Source organism: Mesorhizobium sp. M0772 (assembly GCF_040320135.1).
Classification (GTDB): domain Bacteria; phylum Pseudomonadota; class Alphaproteobacteria; order Rhizobiales; family Rhizobiaceae; genus Mesorhizobium.
The window spans coordinates 1-22324 of the sequence record NZ_JAMYPB010000001.1; the positions used below are offsets into that span (position 1 = coordinate 1).

Sequence of the window (22324 nt, forward strand, 5' to 3'; positions counted from 1 at the left end):
CGTCTCACGCCCCGCCGCCCCCCGCCCCCCCCCCCCATCCGCCCGCCCCCCGCCCCCGCCCCCCCCCCCCCCCCCCCCCCCCCCCCCCGGATGGTGTCAGTCGTAAAGTCGAGAGATCAGCCGCGGAAGAGCGACAGGATCGACTGCGAGTTGCCGTTGGCGATCGACAGCGCCTGGATGCCGAGCTGCTGCTGGACCTGGAGGGCCTGCAGACGGGTCGATTCCTTGTTCATGTCTGCGTCGACCAGAGCGCCGACGCCCTTGTCGATCGAGTCCGACAGGTTCGACAGGAAGCTCTTCTGGGTGTCGATGCGCGACTTGGCAGCGCCGAGCGAGGCAGCGCCGGTGGACAGCTTGGCAAGCGCCGTTTCAACAGTGCCGAGCGCGGTGTCGATGGCGGCGGGGGTAACCGCCGTGGTGCTGGGGTCGAAGAAGGCCGCGGCGAGCAGGCCACCGACGATGCCGCCCGTGCCGGCGACATCGAGAACCTGCGTATCGGCAGCCTTGACGTCGATGGTGTCGATGGTGACGGTCGCGCCGGTACGGTTGTAAGCCGCAACGATCTTCAGGTCGGACGCAGCGGCAGCGTCGTTCTGCAGCAGGTTCGAGCCGGCGAAGTTGGCGTTGGCGACCGAGGACTTGATCTGCGCCTGGATGGCGTTGATTTCGGTCGCGATCTTCTGCTGGTCTTCCTTCGAGGCGCTACGGGCAGTGACCAGCTTGGTCTTGATCAGGTCGACCTGGTCCTTGACGTCGTTGATGGCGGTGTAGGCGGTGTCAACCTTGCCGGCGCCGAGGCCGAGGGCGTCCTGCACGGCCGAGTTGGCCTTGTTGTCGGACTTCATCGAGGTCGCGATCGACCAGTAAGCGGCGTTGTCGGAAGCGGTGGCAACGCGGTAGCCGGTCGAGATGCGGGCCTGCGTCTGCTCGAGGGATTTGTTGGTGTTGTTCAGGCTCTGCAGCGCGGTCAGCGCCGAGGCGTTCGTCATGATACTGGACATGGCTACTCGTACCTTGATTTTTACAGGGTGTTTTTGACATACCGGCTTTTCCGGTATGACGGAGCGGCATCATGCCAATGATCGTGAGACCCGATCACCCGCCATCTCCGAGCAATATGCGTGCAAGTCCCTACCAAAGGGCTAAACGGGACGGTTAACCGGAAATATATTGCATAAAATCTTAGCAAGGCGCCAAGGGCGCGCGGACGGTCAGGTGAAGGAGCGCACCAGGCTGCCGACAAGCAGGTTCCAGCCGTCGATGAGGACGAAGAACAGGATCTTGAAGGGCAGCGAAACGACGGTCGGCGGCAGCATCATCATGCCCATGGCCATGGTGATGGTGGCGACGATCAGGTCGATGACGAGGAACGGCAGCACGATCAGGAAGCCGATCTCGAAGCCGCGGCGGATTTCGGAGATCATGAAGGCCGGCACCAGGATGCGCAGGTCGACGGTGTCCCTGGCAACGACCTGGCCGCGTTCGCGGGCGAGATCGGCGAACAGGTCGAAGTCCTTGTCGCGGACATTGTGCAGCATGAAGGTGCGGAACGGGTCCGAAATCTTTTCGAACGCCTCGGTCTGGCTGATCTGGTTGTCCATCAGCGGCTTGACGCCGGTGTTCCAGGCCTGGTCGAAGGTCGGCGCCATGACGTAGAAGGTCATGAACAGCGACAGCGAGATCAGGATCAGATTGGCCGGCGTCGACTGCAGGCCGATGCCGGCGCGCAGGATCGAGAAGGCGATGACGAAGCGGGTGAAGCTCGTCACCATGATCAACAGGCCCGGCGCCACCGACAGCACGGTGAGCAGACCGAACATCTGGATGATATAGCCGACGGTGGCGCCGTCGGCCTTGCCGATGCCGCCGAGATCGAGCTGCTGGGCGGCGGCGACAGAGGTGGCGGCGACGACGATCGCGGCGGCGAGGACGAGTTTTCTCATTCGAGCAGCAATGTCCTGATCAGAACCTGTTTGGCATGGCCACCGCTGCGGATTGCGGCGCGCTCCTCGAGGTCGGCTTTCAAATGCTGGTAGCCGCTGGCGCCTTCGATCTGATGCATCTTCAGGGTGCGGACCATGGCAAGCAGGTCCTGGTGAATGCTTTCGGTAAGTTCCGGCGGCTGCGGCGCATCGTAGACCACCGACGCTTCCAGCCTTATCCAGGTGTCAGCAGGCGAAGCCAGATTGGTGGTGATCGGCGCCAGCTGGACAAGCGTCGGCCCGGTGCCGGGAGCATGTTCGGCCGCCTTGCTCGGTTGCTCGGCATTGGACTGGTTCTCCGGTGCGGCGGGCACAGGCACCGGTCCCCCGACGCCCTTCAGATAGCCGCCGGACATCCAGCCCATGCCGATCGCGGCGCCCGTCACCGCCAGCAGCATCGCAAGCTGGATGACAAGCGACGGGCCCTTTTTTTGCTGAACCTGTTCGACATTTGCCACGGCGCCGTTCTCCAGTCCTAAAAGGGGAGGACTTGGTCGAGGATCTGCTGACCGTAAGCGGGCTGCTGGATTTCGCTGACGCGGCCGCGGCCGCCATAGGAGATGCGCGCCTCGGCGATGCGTTCATAAGAGATGGTGTTTTCAGCGCCGATATCGGATGGACGCACCATGCCGGCGATGGTCAGCACCCTGAGCTCGTAATTGACGCGCACTTCCTGTGAGCCGCGGATCATCAGATTGCCGTTGGGCAGGACTTCGGTGACGACGGCGGCGACGTTGAGCTCGAGGTTCTCCGAGCGCTTGATTTCGCCGTCCGCATTGGTTTCGGTGGTGGAACTCAAGCCGGCGTCGCCCTTGCCGCTGGTGGTGGCACCTTCCCATCCGAGGTTGACGTCATAGCCGAGCTTGCGACCGGCGGTGCGGCTGCGGTCGTTCTGGTTCTTGAAGTTGGCCTTGTCGTTGAGCTTGATCCTGACGGTGAGGATGTCGCCGTCGCGCAGCGCGCGTGGGTCGGTGAACAACCGGCTCTGGCGATCATCCCACAGCGAGAATTTCTTCACCGGCGCGGCTGGCGTTTCGGGATAGGAGTAGGGCGCATTGACGCTGCCGGTGATGCCGGTGCCAACCGGCGACAGCGCCGGCTCCCTGCCGATCTCCCTGGGATCGGAGGCGCAGCCGGCAAGTGAAGCCGTGGCGACCAGGGCGAGTATATGCGACTTCATGACGGATCTACCCTTCGCGCCGCGCTGGCCATGATGCCGGTGAGTGTGGCCGCTGCCTTCTGGTCCATCTCGTTGAGAATGACGCCGGCTTTGCGCGAATCGAGTTTCATCAGGATGGCGGCGGCGAGATCGGCGTTGACCATGGCCAGGCGCTCGGCCGCGGCATCCGGTTTCATGCCGGCATAGATCTTGACGACGCCATCCTCGGCGCGGGCCAGGAAGACTTCACGCCGCTTCAGCCATTGCTCGTATTCGGCGCGCTTGTCGTCCAGCGCCTTCATGCGCAGGTCGATGCCGGCCTGCAGCTGCTTCAGCTCTTCGGCCTGCAGCGCGTAACGGCGGTCGCGGGCGGCGTCGGCGATGTTGGAGCAGAAGCGCTGGATCTCGCTTTCATCGGGCACCTTCTCGCGGACCAGCTGCTGCACTGCCGCCGGCTGTTGCCCGCCAGGCAGAACCTGCCGCACCGCTTCTTCCGCGCGGACAGTGCCGCCGGCAAGGACGGTGGCGGCGATGACGCAAGCTGCCAAGGCTGCGCTGCGGCGGTGCTGCTTTTGGGAAAAGAAATCGATCATCGGCATGGCCTATTGGAGAACCAGATCGGCCTGCAAAGCGCCCGCCGACTTGATGCCTTGCAAAATGGCAATGATGCCGTCCGGCTTGACGCCGAGACGGTTGAGGCCCGACACCAGCGTTTCGAGGTTCGGTCCGTCGAGCACATTGACGCGGGCGTCAGGCCGCGTGGCATCGATGGTGGTGAAGGGTTCCTCCGCTGTCACGCCCTTGGAGAACGGTTCCGGCTGGACGATCTTCGGCTGTTCGGTGATCCGCACGGTGAGCGTGCCGTGGCTGATCGCCACCCGCGAGATCTTGACCTCGTTGCCGATGACGATGGTGCCGGTGCGTTCGTCGATGACGACGCGTGCCGGCGTGTCGGTCTCGACCACCAAATTCTCGATCTCGGCGTAGAAGCGCGCCGCCGAAACATTCTTCGGCCGCCTGATCTGCACGGTACGTGCATCGCGCTCCGCCGCCACGCGCATGCCGAAGCGTTGCGAGGTGTAGCCGTTGATGGCGTCGGCGATGCGAACGGCAGTGGAGAAATCGGGGTTGCGCAATTGCAAGGTGAGCAGCGCCTGGTCCTCGAATTCGGCGCGCACCGTGCGCTCGACGATGGCGCCGTTGGGCACGCGGCCGGCCGTCGGCACGCCCTGCGTCAGCTTTTCGGCATCGCCTTGGGCAGTGAAGCCGGAAACGATGACCGAGCCTTGCCCGACAGCATAGATCTCGCCATCGGCCGCCTTCAGTGGCGTCATTATCAGCGTGCCGCCGGCAAGCGATGTGGCGTCGCCCATGGAGGAGACGTCGATGTCGATGCGGGCGCCAGACTGCACGTAAGGCGGCATGTTGGCGGTGACGATGACGGCGGCGACGTTCTTGGCCCGCGCGCTGCCACCTTCGGTGGCAATGCCGAGATTTTCGAGCATGGCGCGGATCGACTGTTCGGTGAACGGCGAATTGCGCAGGCTGTCGCCCGATCCGGCGAGGCCGATGACGAGGCCGTAGCCGACGAGCTGGTTGTCGCGCGAAGCCTGCAGCTGCGCAATGTCCTTGATGCGCGATGCGACCTGGCCGGGTGGCAGAGAGCTTGGGCCGTTGGAGACCCTGAACATGCGGTTGGTGGTGGCCGGATCGTATTCGGGATCGACAAAGGCGCCGCCATTCTGGCCGGCAAGATCGCGCTTTTGCTTCGGCGTAAGACCGTCGGCCAGCGCCGGCTGCAGGCCGACAACGGCCGCGAGCAGAAGGGCAGCTCCGCGTCTCATGACGCGCTGACCCGGATGGTGCCGTCAGCCATCACCGTGCCGGAAAAGATCTTGCCGCTGTCTGTGTTGCGGACCTTTATCAAATCGCCGGCGGCACCCGGCTGCAGCGACATCGCCGTGGCCGAAATGGTGAGGTCGCCGGCGATGAAATAGACCTGCACGTCGGCGCCCTGTTCGACCAGCCAGGCGTCGCGGATGGCGGCGACCGGGATATAGCGGCCGGGCAGCAGCGTGCGCTTGGCGACCTTGCCCTGGAGTTCCATGGCCCGCGTGGCGACCGCATCCGGCCTGTGCTTGCCGGGGAGCAGCGTCACCGGTTTCAGCACGCCGGTGTCGATCATCTCGCCGGGATAAATGACCCGGTTGGGGATCAGAACGATCTCGCCGGTTGCCTGACTGCTCGCGGCCTGAGTGGTGGTCTGCTGGTCTGCGCTCTCCTGGGCAAACGCCGGCACACCGCCGGCCACCAGCGCCAGGATCAGCGCGGTGCGGCAAAGCGCGGAGCGGAAGGCCGGAGAGACCATCAAATCTTACCTGATGTTCTTGGACACGACGGAGGCCATGTCGTCGGCGGCCTGGATGACCTTGGAGTTCATCTCATAGGCGCGCTGCGCCGAGATCAGCTCGGTGATTTCCTTGACCGGATCGACGTTTGAGGCCTCGAGATAACCCTGCTCGACCGAGGCGAAGCCGGGATCGCCGGGCACGCCGACATTGGCCGGGCCGGAGGCCGGCGTCTCCTGGAACAGATTGTCGCCGAGCGGCGCGAGGCCTGCTTCATTGGCGAAGTTGGCGAGCTGCAGCTGGCCCAGCAGCTGGAGGTCGGTCTGGCCGTCGATGCGGGCAAAGACCTGGCCGGTCTTGTTGACGACAACTTCGATGGCATCGGTCGGCACGGTGATCGCCGGGATGACATTGGCGCCGTCGACGGTCACCAGCTGGCCGGTGGCGTTGGTGTTGAAGGCGCCGGCGCGGCTGTAGAGCGTGCCGCCGTCGCCGCCCTCGATCTGGAACCAGCCGCGGCCCGTCAGCGCCATGTCGAAACTGTTGCCGGTCGAGGTCAGTTCGCCCTGCGTATGGACGTTGCGCACCGCCGTCGTCTTGACGCCGAGGCCGATCGACACGCCTTCCGGCACAAGCGATGAATTGGAGCGGTTGGGCACGCCCTGCGTGCGGTCGACCTGGTAGAGCAGGTCGGAGAATTCGGCGCGCGCGCGCTTGTAGCCGGTGGTGTTGATGTTGGCGATGTTGTTGGCGATGACTTCCAGATTTGTCTGCTGGGCATTCATGCCGGTCGCTGCGATGGCGAGTGCTTTCACGGCAAGTTCTCCTCAGATGCCCATACGGCTGATTTCGAGATATGCGGAGACGACCTTGTCGCGGATGGCGATCGTGGTCTGCAGGGCCTGCTGGGCGCTCATGACGGCGTCGACGACCTGACGGGTATCGGCGTCGCCCTTGAGCGCCTGGATCGAGACCTGCTCGGCGTTCTGCAAGGTGTTGACGGTCTTTGAAGCAGCCTGGCTCAGCGCTTCGGCGAAGGTGGCGCCGATTTCGCTGCCGGCCATCGGCGCCCTGGTGCCCTGGAACAGGTCGGTCGTGGTATCGGCGCCACCGATCTCCGGCTTGAGGGGAAGCGATCCGATACCGCCAATGCCGCTGATCATTACTGGTTCCTCATCAGGTCGATGGTCATGGAGATCAGATCACGCGCCTGCTTGATGACCTGAAGGTTGGCTTCGTAGGAGCGGTTGGCTTCGCTCATGTCGGCCATCTCGACCAGCACGTTGACATTGGGCATCTTGACGTAGCCCTTGTCGTCGGCGGCCTCGTTACCGGGCTGGAACTCGACGGGAAAGTCGCTGGGGTCGCGGTCGATCGAGTTGACCTCAACCGTCGTGCCACCCGAGGCACGGTCGAGTTCCGAGACGAAACTGATGGTCTTGCGGCGATAGGGGTCGGCGCCCGGCGTGTTGCCGGTCGACTGCGCGTTGGCAAGGTTTTCCGACACCACGCGCAAGCGGTCCGACTGGGCGCTGAGGCCGGACGCGGCGATCTTGAGAGCTGAGGTCAAGGCGTCCATGGTCAGCTCTTCACCGCCATCATCATCATCGAATGGAAGGCCTTGACGATCGCCGTGTTGAGTTCAAACGAGCGGCGGACCTCGCCGGCCTTCATCAGTTCGTTCTCGACCACCACCGTGTTCTTCGAGGGCATGATGGCGCCGGTCGTCTCTTCTGGCTTGACCGTGAAGCCGGCATTGGTGGCGGCAGTGCCGAGGTGGCCTGCCTGGGTGGCGGTCAGCGACACTGCCGTGCGGTCGAGCACCTTCTCGAACGGCTCGACATCGCCGGCGGTGTAGCCGGGCGTGTTGACGTTGGCGATGTTGCCGGCAATGGCGGACTGGCGCACCGACAGCCATTGCGACTGCTTGGCGGCGAGATCGAAAAGGTTGATGGGCTCCATGGGGATCTCCAGGCTGGTACGTACAAGACTAGGCTGCCAGTCTTGCGCGGACCTTGCGCGGGCCAGGCGTAAGCCGGTGTGCCGCTATTTGGAGAGTTCGATCACCTGGTCGGTGCTGGTGACCATGACCCACTTGCCGCCGCGTTGCTCGATCGACGAGACGACGCTGGAGTCGGGCAGCTTCGAGCCGCGCTGGACAATCCACAGGCCGGCATCGTCCTCGATCATGGCGCGGCCATTGGCGACATGAACCATGCGAAATTTGGGATCCGCCGGGAAGGGCTGCTCGTCGACGCCGGGAGGCTGGGTCTTGTCCTCGGGGTCCTGCAGCGTGCCGGTGGCGAACAGGTCGACATCGGGAACATCGTTTGCCGTCAGCGGCTGACCGCTGTTTTCCATCTGCGAACCGCCGCTGACCCGCCCTGCATTGGTGCCGCTGCCGCCGAACTTGATCGCCTGCACGCCGAACTGGTCCTGATTGAAGAAGATATACCAGGGAAACAGCGCGCAGATCAGGCCGAGCGTGATGCCGAGCGCGGCAAAGACGATATCGCTGCGGCGGTCGGATTTCTTGTCGAGCCTGGGATATTGCGGCCTTGGCGGCTGCGGCCATTCGGTGACCGGGAACAGCCCGTCGAGAAGCGAGTCGCGACTGGTCTCGATAGCTTCTTTGGGGCCGGCGCGAGGGGTCCTTGGCAATTCAGGCTTGACGACGCTGGGCAAGGCAGGCTCGGCCAAGCGAGGCACAGTGGACTCGACTACGCTGGCTACCCTGGGCAAGAATGGCCTGGCGGCCCTGGCCAGAATGGCCTCAGCCTTGGCGACCTTGTCGAGATCGGCCTTTGCCCTGACAGCTCTCGCTTCGTTGGCCCGGGCTTCCTCGGTGGCACTGGCCTCTGCGATCATCTCGCGCAAAAGCCGCTCGGTGTACTGAAGCTCAGTCTCCTGCATCGACACTTTGCTTGCCTTTCAGATGACGGGCGAGGTCGGAGAATGCGTCGCTCGAGGCGCGATCCCTGGGCGACTGCGTCAGCGCCTCGTAGATCAGCGGCACCTGGCGCACGGCAATATCGAGCTCGGCATCGGCGCCGCCCTGATAGGCGCCGAGCAGGCGGATGTCGCGCGTGTCCTCGAAGCGCGAGATCATCGACTTCAGCCTGGTCACCAGCATGCGTTGCTCGGGGCTCCATGCCTTGTCGGCGAGGCGCGAGATCGACGACAGCGGATTGACCGGGGGGTAGCGGCCCTGTTCGGCAATGGCGCGGTCGAGCACGACATGGCCGTCGAGGATGCCGCGTACCGAATCGGCGACCGGGTCGTTGTGGTCGTCGCCGTCGACCAGCACCGAGATGATGGCAGTGATTGATCCCTGTCCTTTGATACCGGGGCCTTCAGCGCCCGGGCCAGCGCGTTCGAGCAGCTTGGGCAGATCGGTGAAAACCGAAGCGGGATAGCCGCGGGCGACCGGCGGCTCGCCGGTGCCGGTCGCTACCTCGCGCAGCGCATGGGCAAAGCGGGTAATCGAATCCAGCACCAGCAGCACGCGATGGCCCTGGTCGCGAAAATGTTCGGCAACGCGCATGGCGGTATCCGGCGCGCGCCGGCGCATCATGGCGCTCTCGTCGCTGGTAGCGACGACGGCGACCGTCTTGGCCATGCTCTCTGCGCCGATCGTGTCTTCGAGGAATTCGCGTACCTCGCGGCCGCGCTCGCCGATCAGCGCCACGACCACGGTGTCGAAGGCGTCGGCGCCGGCCAGCATAGCGAGCAGCGTCGACTTGCCGACGCCGGAACCGGCAAAGACGCCGAGGCGCTGGCCGAGGCAGAGCGGCGTGAAGATGTGGATCACCTTGACCCCGGTCGTGAATGCGGTGCCGACGCGGGGCCGCGCCTTGGCGCGGGGCGGTGTGCGTGCGCCGCGCGCAGCCGGGCCGAACGTGATCAGCGGGGGGCCGCCGGGTATGACGCGGTTCTGCGCGGCGATGGCGCGCCCGCGCCACGAAGCATGCGGCGTTACCGTCAGCGGGCCGCGGCGAAACACGGCGTCGCCGATGCCGGCGTCGGCGCTGCGTTCGAAAGGGGCGATGACGACTTCGTCGCGGCCGATCCTGACGATCTCGCCGCGGCGCGTGCCGGCATTGCCGCGCTGTTCGACGAGGTCGCCAAGCCTGGCGACTTCAGACAGGCCGCGCACCTTGTAATGCGTTGGCGAAACCTCCGAAACACGGCCGCCGCGCCGCAGCAACGTCTCGGTGTCATCGAAGCGGCGCCAGATCCGCTCCAGCGCAGCCAGCCGGTTTTCCGGTGCTGTCTCCGGTTGCCGTTCAAGCGCGCGTATCGATGATTTGCTGCTCGACATGCTGCTACGACTTGGAGCCGAGCGTCTTGATGGCGTCGTCGGTCGAGGCATCGGTCTGGCGCATCAGCGCCGCCGTGTTCTCGAAGGCGCGCTGGACCATGATCAGGCGCGTCATCTCCAGCACCGGATTGACGTTGGATTCCTCGACATAGCCCTGCGCGACGCCGAGATCGGAACGGTCGGTGACCGGCTCCGGCGCACGCGCGGGCACGATGCCAGAATTGCCGTAGCGGACGAAGTTCGGACCGGGGTCGAAATTGAACAGGCCGATGGCGCCGACAAGCTTGTCGCCCTGGCGCAGCGAGCCATCGGCGCCCGCCTTGGGCGGACCGTCGCGCGGGTCAAGCTGGATCGGCGCGCCGCCGGCATCCAGCACCGGATGGCCTTCGAGCGACATCAACTCGCCGTTCTCGTTCATCGAAAAACGTCCGTCGCGCGTCATCACGGTGCCGGCCGGGGTGTCGATGCCGAACCAGGCATCGCCCTGGACGGCGAAGTCGAACGGGTTGCCGGTCTGCGTCATCGCGCCATGCGCGCCGGACAAATAGGTCTTGCCGGAGGAGGCGAAGGACACCGATTTGGGGCCGCTGCCGGAGACGACATCCTCGAACTTCACGCCGGTGGCGCGAAAGCCGATGGTCGAGGCGTTGGCGACATTATCGGCGATGGTGTCGAGACGGCGCTCAAGCGCGATCTGCGAGGAAAGGGCGACGTAAAGGCTGTCCTGCATGGTGTTCTCAGAATCTCAGTTTCTGCATGGCCATCATCAGATCGGTCGAGATGCCGACGGTGGTCGGCTGCGCAAACAGCACACCGATCGATGTCTGGGCGGTCGAGGTCGGATGATTGATTTCCCAAAGGCTGGTGAAGCGGGTGAGGAATTTCTCGAGCTTGGCCGGGTCGGTGAAATCGGTGAGGTCGAGCTTTGCCTCGAAGGCCTGCGCCTGCTTGTCGATATCTGCGGCAGCGAAGGAATCGGGCAGGCCGATGGCGGTGCGTACCACGCTGGCCAGGGCCGTGTCGGCCAGCACGTCGTACCAGTTGGTGATGGTCGAGGCCTTGCGCTCGAAATAGAGCGCCAACCGCACGCCCTCATTGGTCTTGCCGGCGTCTTCTTCCAGGGTCTGGCGCATGTATTTGTCGACCACCGGCTGCTGCGACGGGCTGCGGGTCGTTGCCGCTTCGCCGTAGGCTTCGAAATTCAACGAGGTGGCGAGCCTGGCATAGGCCTTGTTGGAGAGCTTGTTGGCGACACTGGCGGGATCGCGGACACCGCCCTCAAGGACATCACGGACGAGATCCTTGTTGGTCGTCGCCGGATCGAGCCCGCTGGCGGACAGCGCATAGTTGTAGAGGCGGCTGTCGGCCATCAGATCGTCGACCGATTTCACCTTGATGATGTTGGCGAGGTAGTAACTGGTCTCGGCCTGGACAGCGTCCGCGTTCGGCTTGATCAACCCAAGGCTGGACTCGGTCGTGTAGAGCTTGGGCGTCGTCTTCAGCACGGCGTCGCGCGTGGTCGTCTGATCACCATACTGGGCGAAATTGAAGGCCGTGACTAAGTTGGCGTAGCTTTTGTCGGTCAACAAATTGGCGGGGCTCAACGGATCGGCAACGCCGCCGGTAAGCATGGTGCGGATCTGCTTCGTCGTCTGGGTCGATGCATCAAGCCCATAGGCAGCCATGGCGAAGGTCAGCAGGCGCTTGTCCTTCAGCAGGTCTTCGATGGACTTCACCTTGGAGATGTTGGCTGCGTAGTAGTCGGCCTCGCCCTTGATGTATTGCGCGGTCGGCTTGACGAGCAACAGTCCGGTTCCGCCGATCACAGCCTTCGGCACCGCCTGCTGGACGGCGTCGCGCGCCGTAGCCTGGTCGCCATATTGGGCAAAGTCGAAAGCCGCGACGAAAGCCGCATAGCCCTTGTTTGTCGACGTGTTTGCGGGGCTGTTCGGGTCGGTGACGCCGCCTTCCAGCATGGCCCGCACGGTCGCAGCCGGCTCGGCGTCGGCGTCCAGGCCGAACGCGGCCATCGCATAGGTGAGCAGGCGATCGTTGCCCATCAGGTCGTCGATCGATTTTACGTTGGAAATGTTGCTCAGGTAGTACGAGGTTTCGCCCTTGTAGTAGGTGAAGCCGTTCTGCGAAAGGCCGACCGAGACCTGGAGGCCGTAATTGTTGGTCACGCCCTGCTGCGCCGAATTGTAGCTCGTGGCATTAGGGCCCAGGGCGGCGAAATTGAAGGCCGACACGAACTCGGCATAACGCTTGTCGCTCAGTTTGTTGGCGAAGCTGTCGGAATCCGACACCCCTTCCTTCAGGGCTTTGACCATGAAGGCCTTGGCGTAAGCCATGTCGCCGAGACCGAAGGCCTTCATGGCATATTTGAACAGCCGGTCGTTCTTTACGAAATCGTCTATCGATTTCACGCTGCCGATGTTAGCGAGATAGTAGTCGGTGTCGCGCTTGGTGATCGGCTCCGCCTCGATGCGGTCGATCGCCTTGGGGATGTCCCTGGCGATGAGCTGGTAGCTGGTAAAAGTGCTCAACACGACATGCCTCCGGTCGCAGCTTCAAAAGCAAGAGTATGCGGACTTGCTTGCGCGAGGCTGAATCGCCTCACCTTGCATGATTCAAGCCTCACACAAGGCACGGGGGCTATCGGTTAGGCCTGACGTGATGCGGAAGGATCTGGCGTGGGCATTCTGATCGGACTTGTGGTGACGCTCGGCTGTGTTCTCGGCGGCTTCATGGCGATGGGCGGCCATCTGCATGTGCTGATGCAGCCTTGGGAAGCGGTGGTCATCTGTGGCGCCGCACTTGGCACCTTTCTCGTCGCCAACCCGATGAAGACGGTCAAGGACACCGGCAGGGGTATCCTCGAAGCGTTCAAGCAGGCGGTGCCGAAGGAGCGCGACTATCTGGAGACGCTGGGCGTGCTGCACAGCCTGATGCGCGAACTGCGCTCGAAGTCGCGCAGCGAGGTCGAGGCGCACATCGACAATCCGGAGGAGTCGGCGATCTTCCAGGCGTTCCCGACCGTGCTGAAGAACCACGACCTGACGAATTTCATCTGCGACTACTGCCGCATCATCATCATCGGCAATGCCCGCTCGCATGAGATCGAGGCGCTGATGGACGAGGAAATCCAGACCATCAAGTCCGACAAGATGAAGGCCTACCATGCGCTGGTGGCGGTGGGTGACGGTCTGCCGGCGCTCGGCATCGTCGCCGCCGTGCTCGGCGTGGTCAAGGCGATGGGCGCGCTCGACCAGTCGCCCGAAATCCTCGGCGGCCTGATCGGCGCCGCCCTTGTCGGAACCTTCCTCGGCATCTTCCTGTCCTATGCGGTGGTCGGACCGGTTGCCACCAAGATCAAGACGGTGCGCGAGAAGAAGAATCGCCTCTATATCATCGTCAAGCAGACGCTGCTTGCCTATATGAACGGCGCTCTGCCGCAGGTGGCGATCGAGTTCGGCCGCAAGACCATCTCGTCCTACGAGCGGCCGACGATCGATGCCGTCGAGCAAAGCACGATGAACACAGCTTCCGCCGAGAAGAAAGCGGCTTGAGCCATGCATGACGACAGACAGGACCGCACGCCGTCATGACAAGTCCTGGCAGCCCCTCGCAAGCCCGCTCGCTGATCATCGAGCGTCTGGTCGGTGACAGCGGTGAGGCCGCTCACGTCATCGGCACCGGGCGCTCGATGGGGGAGCGCGCACTGCCGCTGCTGCAGAAGAGCCTGGCCGGCGAGCTCGGTGCACCGGTCACCGTCGACCTGCGCATGGTCGAGATCAGCCGTGTTCCCGATGCCCGCACGAATGCCGGCGATGCCTTTGCCATGGCCATCATAGCATCGCCGACGTCTTCGGATGCGATGACGCTGGTGGCTGATGCGCCGGCCATCGCCGTGATGGTGTGCGCGCTGTTCGGCGGCGATCCGGATCAGCCGGTTTCGCCGATCGAGCGCGCTCTGTCGCAGATCGAGACCGATGTCGCGACCACGGTCTTCCAGGAAGTTGCGCAGGCGTTGAACGGATCAGGCCGGCGCTCGCTCGAGCTGCGGCTGCCGGTGCCGCGGGCACTTTCGGGCAGCGAAGCCAAGCGCCGCGTGCTGCGCGATGGCGCGGCGGTGCGCATCGTCTTCGGCATCTCGACGCCGACCGACAGCGGAACGGTCACGGTGATGATCCCGCAGCGCATCCTGCTGGCCACACGCGGTATCGCCGATGTCCACGACAGCGAAGGCACGACCTCCGACTGGCGGGCACGTTTTTCCGAAGAGGTGATGCGCTCGACGGTGACGCTCGAAGCGACCATGCCGTTGGCACGCCTGACGCTCGGCGACCTCGCCGGCTTCGAGCCGGGCCAGATCATCGAGTTCGAGGAAACCGCGCAGTCGCAGGCCAAGCTGAGCGCGCGCGACAAGACGCTGTTTGTCTGCGAGTTCGGTAAACTCGGGCAGAACTACACCGTCCGGATCAGGCATCCTTACGATGCCGGTCAGGATTTTATCGATGGGCTCATGCCGGGCTGACGCCGGGCAAGCCCAAGCATTTGGAGACGACTGATGGCCAAGACCAAGGTGGAAGCCAATATCGACCAGCCGGACGAACAGCTCGACCGCGCCATCGAGGAATTGCGCGGTGTCCTCCAGGAGGAGGAAAAGCGGCCCGACGCCGCCTTGCGGGCTGCCACGTCCGGCGCCAATTCCAACATCATCATGAGCATCCCGGTCGATGTGCAGATCATCCTCGGCAGTACGGAAATGCCGGTGTCGGACCTGATGGCGCTGCAGAAGGGCTCGACGGTGGCGCTCAACCGGCGCATCGGCGAACCGGTCGATGTCGTGGTCAACGGCCGCAAGATCGCGCGCGGCGAGATCACCGTGCTGGAAAGCGATCCGTCGCGCTTCGGCATCAGGCTGACCGAAATTATCGCGGCGACCAAGGGCGCTTGAGCAATGAATGACATGCGGTCTCAGCAGGAGCTTATGCCATGACGACGCCGGTGACGCTCACGCGCCCGCAAAAGGCCGCCGCCATCCTGGTGGCGATGGGCAAGCCTTCGGCCAGCCGGCTGCTGAAATTCTTCAAGCAGGAAGAACTGAAGGCACTGATCGAAGGGGCGCGGCTGCTGCGCACCATTCCGCAAAGCGACCTCGAACGCATCGTTGCCGAATTCGAGGCCGAGTTCACCGAAGGTGCGGGCCTGCTCGATTCCGCCGACCGGATGGACACGATCCTCAATGAATCGCTGTCGCCCGAAGAGATGAGCGCCATCATGGGCGACAAGCGCTTCGAGGTTGCGCCGGAAGGACCACCGCCGATCTGGCCGGAGCTGGAAAAGCTCGAGCCGACGCGTCTGGGCACGTTCCTTGCCGCCGAGCATCCCCAGACCGCGGCCATGGTGCTGTCGAAGCTTGCGCCGCAGGCCGCCGCCAACATTCTGCTGACGATGGAAAAGCCGATGCGCAGCCAGATCATCAAGCGCATGGTGACGATGGCGACCATTCCGGACGCGGCGACCAGGATCATCGAGAACCAGCTGCGCGCCAGCGTGCTGGCGCAGACAGCGACCAAGGACATCTCGGCGGGACAGGCGCGCGTCGCCAGTATGCTCAACGAGATGGACAAGCCTCAGTTGGAAGAGGTCATGCAGGATCTGGAAGAGGCCGGCACGCCGGACCTCGGCGGTGTCCGCTCCAGGTTGTTTGCCTTCGACGATCTGCCGCTTTTGACGCAGAAGGCGCGGGTGCTTCTGTTCGACGGGCTGTCGACCGAACTGATTACGCTGGCGCTGCGCGGTGCACCACCCGCATTGACGGAATCGGCGCTCTCGGCGATCGGCGCACGGTCGCGGCGCATGATCGAGTCCGAGCTCGGCCAGGGCTCGGAAGGCATTCAGCTTGCCGACATCATGACGGCGCGCAAGAACATCGCGGTGGCGACAATCCGGCTTTCGCGCGAGGGGGCTTTCGAACTGCCCTCATCGCAGCAGAGCGAAGCGGCTTAACGCCGAGCGCTGAATGGCTGAAGCGGCGGACAAAGACTCCAAAACCGAAGACGCGACCGAAAAGAAGATCCGCGACACCGTCGAACAGGGCAAGCTGCCCCATTCGCGAGAGGCCGCACTTCTGGCGTCCTTCATCGCCATACTGGTGTTCACCGTCTTCTACGCCAAGGACGCGGTCGTTGATCTCGGCATGTTCCTGTCGATGTTCCTGGAAAAGCCCGAGGCGTGGCCGATGGACACCGAGACCGACGTCATCGCGCTCTACAAGACCGTGATGATGGAAATAGGCAACGCCGTCGTCAGCCTGCTGGTGCTGCTGGTGGTGGCCGGCATCGGCGCCTCGGTGCTGCAGAACATGCCGCAAGTCGTCGGCGAGCGGATCCGGCCGCAACTGTCGCGCATCTCGATAGCCAAAGGCTGGACCAGGATGTTCGGTATTCAGGGCTGGGTAGAATTCCTGAAATCGCTGGGCAAGCTCGGCTTCGCCAGTATCGTGCTCTACTTCACGCTGTCGCAGGACTACCGCCAGCTCCTGGCCGGCATGATCACCAACCCCGTCGCTTTCGGCCTCGTCATCAAAAGCATCACCGTCGACATATTGGTGGCGATCGTCTTCGTCATGGGGCTGATCGCGGCGGTCGACGTCGTCTGGTCGCGCTTCCATTGGAAGCAGGATCTGCGGATGACCAAGCAGGAGGTCAAGGACGAGTTCAAACAGTCCGAGGGCGACCCGATCATCAAGTCGCGGCTGCGCTCGCTGGCGCGTGACCGGGCGCGCAAGCGGATGATGACGGCGGTGCCGCGCGCGACGCTGATCATCGCCAATCCGACGCACTTTTCCATCGCGCTCAGATATGTCCGCGACGAGGATTCAGCACCCATGGTGCTGGCCAAGGGCCAGGACCTTGTGGCGCTCAAGATTCGCGAGATTGCCAAGGAGCACAACATCCCGATCTTCGAGGACGTGGCGCTCGCCCGCTCCATGTACAAGCAAGTTTCGGTTGATAGCGTGATCCCGTCGCAATTCTACCAGGCCGTCGCCGAACTGGTGCGGATCGTCTACTCCAAAAAGGCTGAGCGGAGACAAATTTCATGAACCGCCAACCGCACGCAAAATCCCGCGAACTCATCGTCGCCAAGGCCATCGAGCAGGTGGTCGACGAGTTGCGGCTGATCGATGTCGCCGACTACATCGCCTTCATCCGGCTCGAGCATTTCGCTTGCCTGTCGGATCTGGTGGATTCGGCGGTGGAGCTGTTCTTCCTGCCGGGCACGCTCAGGCTCGGCCATGGCGGAGAGGCACATGTCGACTGGAGCGGCAGCCCGCGCATCGTGCTCGATCTCGAGCTTCGGCCGCCGGGCGTCACCGTCTATTTCCAGCTGACGCTGAGCGAGGAGAGGTCTTCGGTCGCGGTCAACTATGTTTCGTTCGAAAAGCCCGGCGAAGACCCCGAGCACAACACCGCCTTGCTGGAGACGGTCATCGAAGAGGCGCGCATTCGCCGGACCGAGCCGCTCGCCTATCGCTGATCTTTTGTCTTATCCCAATCGCCGGACGCGGCTTTGATCACTCGATCAGACCCAGGCGCAGCGCCTTGGCCACCGCCTGGTTGCGGTTGACCGCGTTGAGCTTCTGCGTCGACTGGGTGAGATACTGGTTGGCGGTGTGGACCGACAGCTTCAGCAGCCTGGCGATCTCTTCGCTGGTGTTGCCGTTGGCGGTCAGCTTCAGGCACTCCAGTTCACGCTTGGAGATCGACCGCATCCGGCCGGCATCGTTCGGACGAATGCGGGCGACGGCGGCGAACAGCGAAAAACAGCGGGCGTGGATTTCGTAGAGCGTGTCCTCCGGCAGAGCGATCGTCGAGCCGAGGAACACCACCAGCCCGCAATGGCCGCGATCGGCATGGACGGGAAAGGCAATGCCGTTGGTGCCTGGCGCCAGCGGCGCCGTCCGCTCCGCCCAGGCGAGGTTCTTGAAGACGGCGTCCGAGCCGGCGATGCCGTCGTCCGCCCACCAGCGCGGCGCTGTCGAGGCGCCGCTGTGGCGAACCATCTCCTCGCCATTGGCGCCGGCGATGAACTTGGTTGTCACCGCGGTGGCGGGATAGTCGGAATCGAAGCTCGGCACCAGGCGCGCCCGTTCCGGCGAGGGGCTGACGAAGTAGAGGCCAAACGCCGACGCGTTGATGTCGACTGCGATCCAGCGGCAGCGGCGCACCGCGTCCGGGATGGTAACGGCATGGTGCGTCTCGGAACCGATGGAGAAGGCGCCGAACGGATTGCGCTGCTCGTTGAAAAGGGCTTCGGCCGCCGCCTTGATGTCAGCATGTTTCAAATGATGCCGCTCCTGATCGCCGTGGCGATGGCCATCGCGCGGTTCGACGCCGCGAATTTCTGGATGGCGTGGGTGATGTAGCTGTTGACGGTGTTGGACGAGACCCCGAGGATCACTGCGACCTCATCGGTGGTTTTGCCTTCAGACACCCAGAACAGGCATTCGCGCTCGCGGTCGGACAGCGGGTCCTGCATGGCGGCGGCGGCGATCAATTGCGGGATGGCGGACAGCGCGTAACAGCACTTCAACTGAGCCTTCATCAGCGCCGGCTGGTCGATACTGCCGGCCTCGGCCGCCGAGAAAAGCGCAAACAGCCGCTGGCGACCGACATTGAGCCGCAACGAATAGACTTCGGCATGGCCAAGCACGTCGAGCAGGCGCGCCTCTTCGCCTGTGAGCAGTCCGCCGGCGTCGGGCGCCGCGGCGGCGACCAGCGGCCTCGGGCGGATGCCAGGTGCAACGGTCAGCGGTCCCTGGGCAAGGCCGGCGATCAGCCGCTTGCCGATCAGTTCAATGGCGTCGAAGATCCAGTTGGATGAGACGATGCGGGCGTCGTTGCGGTCCTGGTCGTGGACGATGGCGACGAGCATGTAGCTGTCGGCGCCGATCTCGGCGGCAAGCTGCATGAAAAAGGAGGTGAGATCGCCGCGCGATTCGAGGCGCGAGCCTAACGTATCGGATTGGAGAAGCGCGGCGGAACTGCTCATTGGATGCTTTGGTTGTATGTCATGGCCGGAGTCTTTTCTTGAGCCCGGACGCTGGGGTTAGCAGCGGCCGAACTTGAAGACGCATCACGTTTACGAAGCACTCACACGGCGCGGCGGTCGCGCTGATCGCCGAATCCATTCAGGGAACGCGAAGCCGTCCGCGTCTGGTGCCGGTCATTGGCCGGAACTTGAGACTTTGGGTGGTCGCCGCGCCCCCCAAGGACCGGCTGATTCGGGTCTAATCTACCCGCAGATGAATCCGACATCAAACGCGATTTGACAAAATCAATATTATTGGACTCAAGCGACTCAGGGGCGGCTTTCGCGGCCTTTCCGCCGCAAAAGGCCTGAAACGCCGACACGAAAAAGCCAGAGGGTGTTGCGATACTGCCGTATCGAGGGCCGATCGATTCCGATAGGGTCTCGGCAGCCGGCAGGGGTGGGCATCCCTTCGGTCATACGGCGGATTTGGCGGCGCTTGCTCGCGGCCATCAGCATCGGGGGTCATGATGAAGCAGGTTTTCCTGGCGTTCACGGTGGTGCTTGCCGTTCTTGCCGGCATGGCAGCGCCCGCCAAGGCTGAGCCGACCGTTACCTATGCGCTCGACAACGGGCTGCAGGTGGTGCTGGTGCCCGACCATCGCGTGCCGAAGGTGGTGATGAACCTGCGCTACCGCGTCGGGTCGATGAATGAACCCGCGGGACGCTCGGGCTTTGCGCATCTGTTCGAACATCTGATGTTTTCCGGCACGCCGGCCTGGCCGAACGTGTTCGGCGCGCACGCCGCGCTCGGCAACGAGATCAATGCCTGGACCACCGAAGACGGCACCGTTTATTACGTCGACGGGCTGTCGTCGTCACTGCCGATGATCCTGTCGCTGGAGGCCGACCGCATGGCCAATCTCGGCCGTTCGGTGACTCAGGCCAAGCTCGATCTGCAGCGCTCGGTGGTCAAGAACGAGATGCGCCAGAACGTGCTCGACAAGGCCGGCGCATCCGGCTGGGAAGCTTTCTGGTCCGGGCTGTTCCCGAAGCCGCATCCCTATAGCCGCATGGTCATCGGCTCGGTCGCCGATCTTGATGCGGCGACGCTCGACGATGTCAGGGGTTTCTTCAACAGCTACTATCTGCCCAACAATGCGGTGCTGGTGCTGGTCGGCGACTTGGAGATCGACGACACCAAGGCGCTGATTGCCGACACGTTCGGCCGCGTGGCGCGCGGCGCCGATGTGGCGCGGCCCGCCGTGCCGGCACCGACGCAGGCCCGGCTCAAGCTGGTGCTCGAGGATCGTGTGCCAAGCCCCATCGTCGTGGTCGGCTTCAGTGGCCCGGTGGCGCAGTCGCCCGACAATGGTGCGCTCAGCATTGCCGCCGAACTGCTCGGCAACGGCGAATATGGGTTTTTGCGCAACCGGCTGGTTTCGCAGTTGGGCATTGCCACCTATGCCAGCGCGAGCTGGACCGGCGGTCTGCTCGGTGGCCGCTTTACCTTCGAGGCGGGTGCCGCCGAAGGTGTGGCGCCGGAAGCGCTGGAAAGCGCGATGAAAACGGCGTTTGCGGATTTCCTGAAGACCCCGCTCGATCCGGTCGATGTCGAGCGTGCGCGCACGGGCATCTTGCAGGCAGCGCGGCTCGGCAGCGAAGCACTGAAGGAGCGCGCCGGCGTCGTCTCCTACAATGCCGACGTGCTCGGCGATGCGCAGAGCGCGCTGGTCGACGACCCGCGGGTGAAGGACGCCAGCGTGGCGGGCGTCGAGGCAACGATGAAGCGGCTGTTGAAACCGGAAGACGCCAGCATACTGGTGCTGGAGCCCGGCCCGCGCGGCGGCTATCCCGATGCACTGATCGGGTCGTCCGGCACACCGCAGCCGTTCACCGCGCCGGAGCGAGCGGCGATCGACATTCCGAAGCATGCGGCCGGGCAAGCGCCTTCGGCAACACTGCCCGCCATGGAAACGGCGACGCTCTCGAATGGCATCAAACTCGTCCACTACACAATGCCGGAAGCGCCGATGGTGTATGTCGCGGCCAGTGCCGCCGGCGGCTGGAACAGCGTGCCGGAAGGCAAGGAGGGATTGCTGGAGCTTGCAGCAAGCATGGCGACACGCGGGGCCGCCGATCGCGGCTCGGCTGATTTCGCCAAGGCGGCCAGCGACATCGGCGCCGGCGTCGGCCACCAGGCCGGAACGCTGACCACGATGATGACGCTTGGCGTGCCGCCGGAAAAGCTCGACCAGGGTATTGGCCTGCTCGCCGACGCGGTGCTGAAGCCTCGTTTCGACAAGACCGAATGGACGGTGCTGATGGCGCAGACGGTCGACTGGCTAAACGGCCGCGAGGCGGATCTGCCCGGCGTTGCCGGCCGCATGGCAAAGGCGACGCTGATCCCGCAGGTGCCGGGCAAGGCAGCGGTGGACTGGTCGGCAAAGGCGCTGGCCTCGATCTCGCTCGACGAGGCGAGGGACGCATTCAAGGCGGAGTTCACGCCGAAGGCGGTGACCTTCTACAGCGTCGGCCCGATGCCGGTCGCGACCGTCGCCGCCAGCCTTGAAAAAGCATTCGGCGCGTGGACAAGCGACACCGCCGGCTATGCCGTCGAGCCGTCGCCGGCGGCGCATTTCAACGGGGGACAGAAAGTGCTGCTGGTGCCCGAACCCGGCGCCAGCCAGTCGGCGCTGTTCGTGGCGCGGCCGGCGCCCGGCACCGACGAGAGCGAGCGCGCTGAATCGACCGCGGTCTCCAACCTGCTTGGCGCCGATTTCTCCAGCCGGCTGAATTCGGTGATCCGCGAGGAGAAGGGCTACTCCTATGGCGTGTCGAGCTATCTGATGAGCCCGATGAAGGCCGGCTCGGGATTGGTCGTGGCAACCACCGTCGAGCGCGCCAACACCGGGCCGGCGATTGCCGAAATCCTGAAAGGATTTGCCGGCCTGACCACCTTGCCGGTGGCGCAGGACGAAGTCGACCGCACGGTGACCGTCTATCGCCGGGCGCTGGCTGGATCGGCCGAGACGTCGGCTGGTCTGTTCTCCTCGCTGATTGGCGCGGTCGGCAGCGGATCGACGCTGGAGGACCAGCAAACCCGCATGGCGGCGCGCACAAAGCTGACGCTCGATGCGGTTCAGAAACAGGCGCTGGCCCTGGCGTCGCTCGATCCGTCGCTGATCGTGGTGGCGGGCGACCCTGATGTGGTGATGCCGCAGCTTGCCGCGATCGGCCTCAAGGACGTCGAGATCGTCAAGCGTGACGAGGCGGAGGAGCAGACCGCTATGCGGGCGCTTGATCTTCTGGGCAATAAGAGGCAAGCGCCACTGTCCGCTTCACCGTGGCGGGTTGGCGATGGCGGCACGACGCGCGCGGTGCACGCCTGCGCCGGCGAAAGGGATTGCGGCGCGCAGATCCACGCCGATTGACGGGCTAAACGCGCAGCCGCCGGCCGCGTTGTAATTTTGGG

General features: G+C 64.2%; 24 protein-coding genes. 7 read left to right on the forward strand and 17 right to left on the reverse strand.

The genetic code is table 11. The annotated features are described in order from the left end of the window. Nucleotides 1-116: 116 nt before the first annotated feature. The 15 genes from NKI06_RS00005 to NKI06_RS00075 form a co-directional block, all read right to left on the reverse strand. Entirely contained in the window at nt 117-1001 is an 885-nt protein-coding gene (locus NKI06_RS00005) for a flagellin N-terminal helical domain-containing protein (RefSeq protein WP_023683303.1), read from the reverse strand. Nucleotides 1002-1211: 210 nt separating this feature from the next. Continuing rightward, nucleotides 1212-1943, reverse strand: coding sequence for a flagellar type III secretion system pore protein FliP (gene fliP, locus NKI06_RS00010; RefSeq protein ID WP_023710973.1), 732 nt, complete (start codon nt 1941-1943; stop codon nt 1212-1214). Next, nucleotides 1940-2440 carry a flagellar basal body-associated FliL family protein gene (locus NKI06_RS00015; protein ID WP_023673655.1) on the reverse strand — a complete coding sequence of 167 codons (501 nt, stop codon included), beginning with the start codon at nt 2438-2440 and terminating at the stop codon, nt 1940-1942. The genes fliP and NKI06_RS00015 overlap by 4 nt, the downstream gene beginning before the upstream one ends. Nucleotides 2441-2457: 17 nt before the next feature. Then, nucleotides 2458-3162: a flagellar basal body L-ring protein FlgH gene (flgH, locus tag NKI06_RS00020; RefSeq protein ID WP_023691727.1), complete on the reverse strand. Its 705-nt coding sequence runs from the start codon at nt 3160-3162 to the stop codon at nt 2458-2460. Beyond that, nucleotides 3159-3740, reverse strand: coding sequence for a MotE family protein (locus NKI06_RS00025; protein WP_027049841.1), 582 nt, complete (start codon nt 3738-3740; stop codon nt 3159-3161). Before NKI06_RS00025 ends, flgH begins: the two co-directional genes overlap by 4 nt. A 3-nt stretch (nt 3741-3743) precedes the next feature. Then, nucleotides 3744-4985, reverse strand: coding sequence for a flagellar basal body P-ring protein FlgI (locus NKI06_RS00030; RefSeq protein ID WP_023673652.1), 1242 nt, complete (start codon nt 4983-4985; stop codon nt 3744-3746). Next, nucleotides 4982-5509: a flagellar basal body P-ring formation chaperone FlgA gene (flgA, locus tag NKI06_RS00035; protein WP_352983400.1), complete on the reverse strand. Its 528-nt coding sequence runs from the start codon at nt 5507-5509 to the stop codon at nt 4982-4984. The genes NKI06_RS00030 and flgA overlap by 4 nt, the downstream gene beginning before the upstream one ends. 6 nt (nt 5510-5515) lie before the next feature. Beyond that, entirely contained in the window at nt 5516-6304 is a 789-nt protein-coding gene (gene flgG, locus NKI06_RS00040; protein ID WP_023673650.1) for a flagellar basal-body rod protein FlgG, read from the reverse strand. 12 nt (nt 6305-6316) lie between these two features. Next, nucleotides 6317-6652 (reverse strand): flagellar hook-basal body complex protein FliE, encoded by a 336-nt coding sequence (gene fliE / locus NKI06_RS00045; protein WP_023701074.1) that lies wholly within the window; start codon nt 6650-6652, stop codon nt 6317-6319. Continuing rightward, a complete protein-coding gene (gene flgC / locus NKI06_RS00050) occupies nt 6652-7068 on the reverse strand; it encodes a flagellar basal body rod protein FlgC (RefSeq protein ID WP_023686341.1) in 417 nt (138 codons plus the stop codon). Before flgC ends, fliE begins: the two co-directional genes overlap by 1 nt. 2 nt (nt 7069-7070) lie before the next feature. Beyond that, nucleotides 7071-7451, reverse strand: coding sequence for a flagellar basal body rod protein FlgB (flgB, locus tag NKI06_RS00055; protein WP_023691724.1), 381 nt, complete (start codon nt 7449-7451; stop codon nt 7071-7073). A gap of 84 nt (nt 7452-7535) precedes the next feature. Next, a complete protein-coding gene (locus tag NKI06_RS00060) occupies nt 7536-8402 on the reverse strand; it encodes a hypothetical protein (protein WP_352983403.1) in 867 nt (288 codons plus the stop codon). Next, entirely contained in the window at nt 8389-9810 is a 1422-nt protein-coding gene (fliI, locus tag NKI06_RS00065) for a flagellar protein export ATPase FliI (protein ID WP_352983406.1), read from the reverse strand. The genes NKI06_RS00060 and fliI overlap by 14 nt, the downstream gene beginning before the upstream one ends. Nucleotides 9811-9814: 4 nt before the next feature. Beyond that, nucleotides 9815-10540: a flagellar basal-body rod protein FlgF gene (gene flgF / locus NKI06_RS00070; protein WP_023671749.1), complete on the reverse strand. Its 726-nt coding sequence runs from the start codon at nt 10538-10540 to the stop codon at nt 9815-9817. Between the two features lie 7 nt (nt 10541-10547). Then, nucleotides 10548-12359, reverse strand: coding sequence for a DUF1217 domain-containing protein (locus NKI06_RS00075; protein ID WP_352983407.1), 1812 nt, complete (start codon nt 12357-12359; stop codon nt 10548-10550). Nucleotides 12360-12503: 144 nt separating this feature from the next. Between NKI06_RS00075 and motA the strand changes: the two genes are divergently transcribed. The 6 genes from motA to NKI06_RS00105 are packed head-to-tail and all read left to right on the forward strand — an operon-like array spanning nt 12504 to nt 17355. Beyond that, nucleotides 12504-13379, forward strand: a complete 876-nt coding sequence (gene motA, locus NKI06_RS00080; protein ID WP_023671751.1) for a flagellar motor stator protein MotA — start codon at nt 12504-12506, stop codon at nt 13377-13379. Nucleotides 13380-13414: 35 nt separating this feature from the next. After that, on the forward strand, nt 13415-14347 hold the full coding sequence (locus NKI06_RS00085) for a FliM/FliN family flagellar motor switch protein (protein WP_352983410.1): 933 nt from the start codon (nt 13415-13417) through the stop codon (nt 14345-14347). A 33-nt stretch (nt 14348-14380) separates the two neighbouring features. Continuing rightward, nucleotides 14381-14770, forward strand: coding sequence for a flagellar motor switch protein FliN (gene fliN / locus NKI06_RS00090; protein ID WP_023683477.1), 390 nt, complete (start codon nt 14381-14383; stop codon nt 14768-14770). 38 nt (nt 14771-14808) lie between these two features. Then, on the forward strand, nt 14809-15825 hold the full coding sequence (locus NKI06_RS00095) for a flagellar motor switch protein FliG (RefSeq protein WP_023728370.1): 1017 nt from the start codon (nt 14809-14811) through the stop codon (nt 15823-15825). Between the two features lie 13 nt (nt 15826-15838). After that, on the forward strand, nt 15839-16921 hold the full coding sequence (gene flhB, locus NKI06_RS00100) for a flagellar biosynthesis protein FlhB (RefSeq protein ID WP_023683475.1): 1083 nt from the start codon (nt 15839-15841) through the stop codon (nt 16919-16921). Beyond that, the gene (locus NKI06_RS00105; protein WP_023671756.1) at nt 16918-17355 is read left to right on the forward strand and encodes a BspJ family T4SS effector nucleomodulin; all 438 of its coding nucleotides are present in this window, start codon (nt 16918-16920) and stop codon (nt 17353-17355) included. The genes flhB and NKI06_RS00105 overlap by 4 nt, the downstream gene beginning before the upstream one ends. A gap of 37 nt (nt 17356-17392) precedes the next feature. Here NKI06_RS00105 and NKI06_RS00110 read toward each other — a convergent pair whose 3' ends face one another. Together NKI06_RS00110 and NKI06_RS00115 are read right to left on the reverse strand one after the other, a co-directional pair. After that, entirely contained in the window at nt 17393-18163 is a 771-nt protein-coding gene (locus NKI06_RS00110) for a helix-turn-helix transcriptional regulator (RefSeq protein ID WP_023733429.1), read from the reverse strand. Further along, nucleotides 18160-18870 carry a helix-turn-helix transcriptional regulator gene (locus NKI06_RS00115; RefSeq protein ID WP_023671758.1) on the reverse strand — a complete coding sequence of 237 codons (711 nt, stop codon included), beginning with the start codon at nt 18868-18870 and terminating at the stop codon, nt 18160-18162. Before NKI06_RS00115 ends, NKI06_RS00110 begins: the two co-directional genes overlap by 4 nt. A 506-nt stretch (nt 18871-19376) precedes the next feature. Between NKI06_RS00115 and NKI06_RS00120 the strand changes: the two genes are divergently transcribed. Then, nucleotides 19377-22283 carry a M16 family metallopeptidase gene (locus NKI06_RS00120; RefSeq protein WP_352983412.1) on the forward strand — a complete coding sequence of 969 codons (2907 nt, stop codon included), beginning with the start codon at nt 19377-19379 and terminating at the stop codon, nt 22281-22283. Nucleotides 22284-22324: the final 41 nt, after the last annotated feature.

What these genes read in the sequence shown, in the direction of transcription:
- flgA (WP_352983400.1), bottom strand. Translation starts at nt 5,509, where the DNA reads ATGGTCTCTCCGGCCTTCCGCTCCGCGCTTTGCCGCACCGCGCTGATC.
- NKI06_RS00095 (WP_023728370.1), top strand. Translation starts at nt 14,809, where the DNA reads ATGACGACGCCGGTGACGCTCACGCGCCCGCAAAAGGCCGCCGCCATC.
- fliN (WP_023683477.1), top strand. Translation starts at nt 14,381, where the DNA reads ATGGCCAAGACCAAGGTGGAAGCCAATATCGACCAGCCGGACGAACAG.
- fliI (WP_352983406.1), bottom strand. Translation starts at nt 9,810, where the DNA reads ATGTCGAGCAGCAAATCATCGATACGCGCGCTTGAACGGCAACCGGAG.
- NKI06_RS00120 (WP_352983412.1), top strand. Translation starts at nt 19,377, where the DNA reads ATGATGAAGCAGGTTTTCCTGGCGTTCACGGTGGTGCTTGCCGTTCTT.
- flgB (WP_023691724.1), bottom strand. Translation starts at nt 7,451, where the DNA reads ATGGAGCCCATCAACCTTTTCGATCTCGCCGCCAAGCAGTCGCAATGG.
- fliE (WP_023701074.1), bottom strand. Translation starts at nt 6,652, where the DNA reads ATGATCAGCGGCATTGGCGGTATCGGATCGCTTCCCCTCAAGCCGGAG.
- flgH (WP_023691727.1), bottom strand. Translation starts at nt 3,162, where the DNA reads ATGAAGTCGCATATACTCGCCCTGGTCGCCACGGCTTCACTTGCCGGC.
- fliP (WP_023710973.1), bottom strand. Translation starts at nt 1,943, where the DNA reads ATGAGAAAACTCGTCCTCGCCGCCGCGATCGTCGTCGCCGCCACCTCT.
- NKI06_RS00115 (WP_023671758.1), bottom strand. Translation starts at nt 18,870, where the DNA reads ATGAGCAGTTCCGCCGCGCTTCTCCAATCCGATACGTTAGGCTCGCGC.
- flhB (WP_023683475.1), top strand. Translation starts at nt 15,839, where the DNA reads ATGGCTGAAGCGGCGGACAAAGACTCCAAAACCGAAGACGCGACCGAA.
- NKI06_RS00005 (WP_023683303.1), bottom strand. Translation starts at nt 1,001, where the DNA reads ATGTCCAGTATCATGACGAACGCCTCGGCGCTGACCGCGCTGCAGAGC.
- NKI06_RS00060 (WP_352983403.1), bottom strand. Translation starts at nt 8,402, where the DNA reads ATGCAGGAGACTGAGCTTCAGTACACCGAGCGGCTTTTGCGCGAGATG.
- flgC (WP_023686341.1), bottom strand. Translation starts at nt 7,068, where the DNA reads ATGGACGCCTTGACCTCAGCTCTCAAGATCGCCGCGTCCGGCCTCAGC.
- NKI06_RS00030 (WP_023673652.1), bottom strand. Translation starts at nt 4,985, where the DNA reads ATGAGACGCGGAGCTGCCCTTCTGCTCGCGGCCGTTGTCGGCCTGCAG.
- NKI06_RS00085 (WP_352983410.1), top strand. Translation starts at nt 13,415, where the DNA reads ATGACAAGTCCTGGCAGCCCCTCGCAAGCCCGCTCGCTGATCATCGAG.
- NKI06_RS00105 (WP_023671756.1), top strand. Translation starts at nt 16,918, where the DNA reads ATGAACCGCCAACCGCACGCAAAATCCCGCGAACTCATCGTCGCCAAG.
- flgF (WP_023671749.1), bottom strand. Translation starts at nt 10,540, where the DNA reads ATGCAGGACAGCCTTTACGTCGCCCTTTCCTCGCAGATCGCGCTTGAG.
- NKI06_RS00025 (WP_027049841.1), bottom strand. Translation starts at nt 3,740, where the DNA reads ATGCCGATGATCGATTTCTTTTCCCAAAAGCAGCACCGCCGCAGCGCA.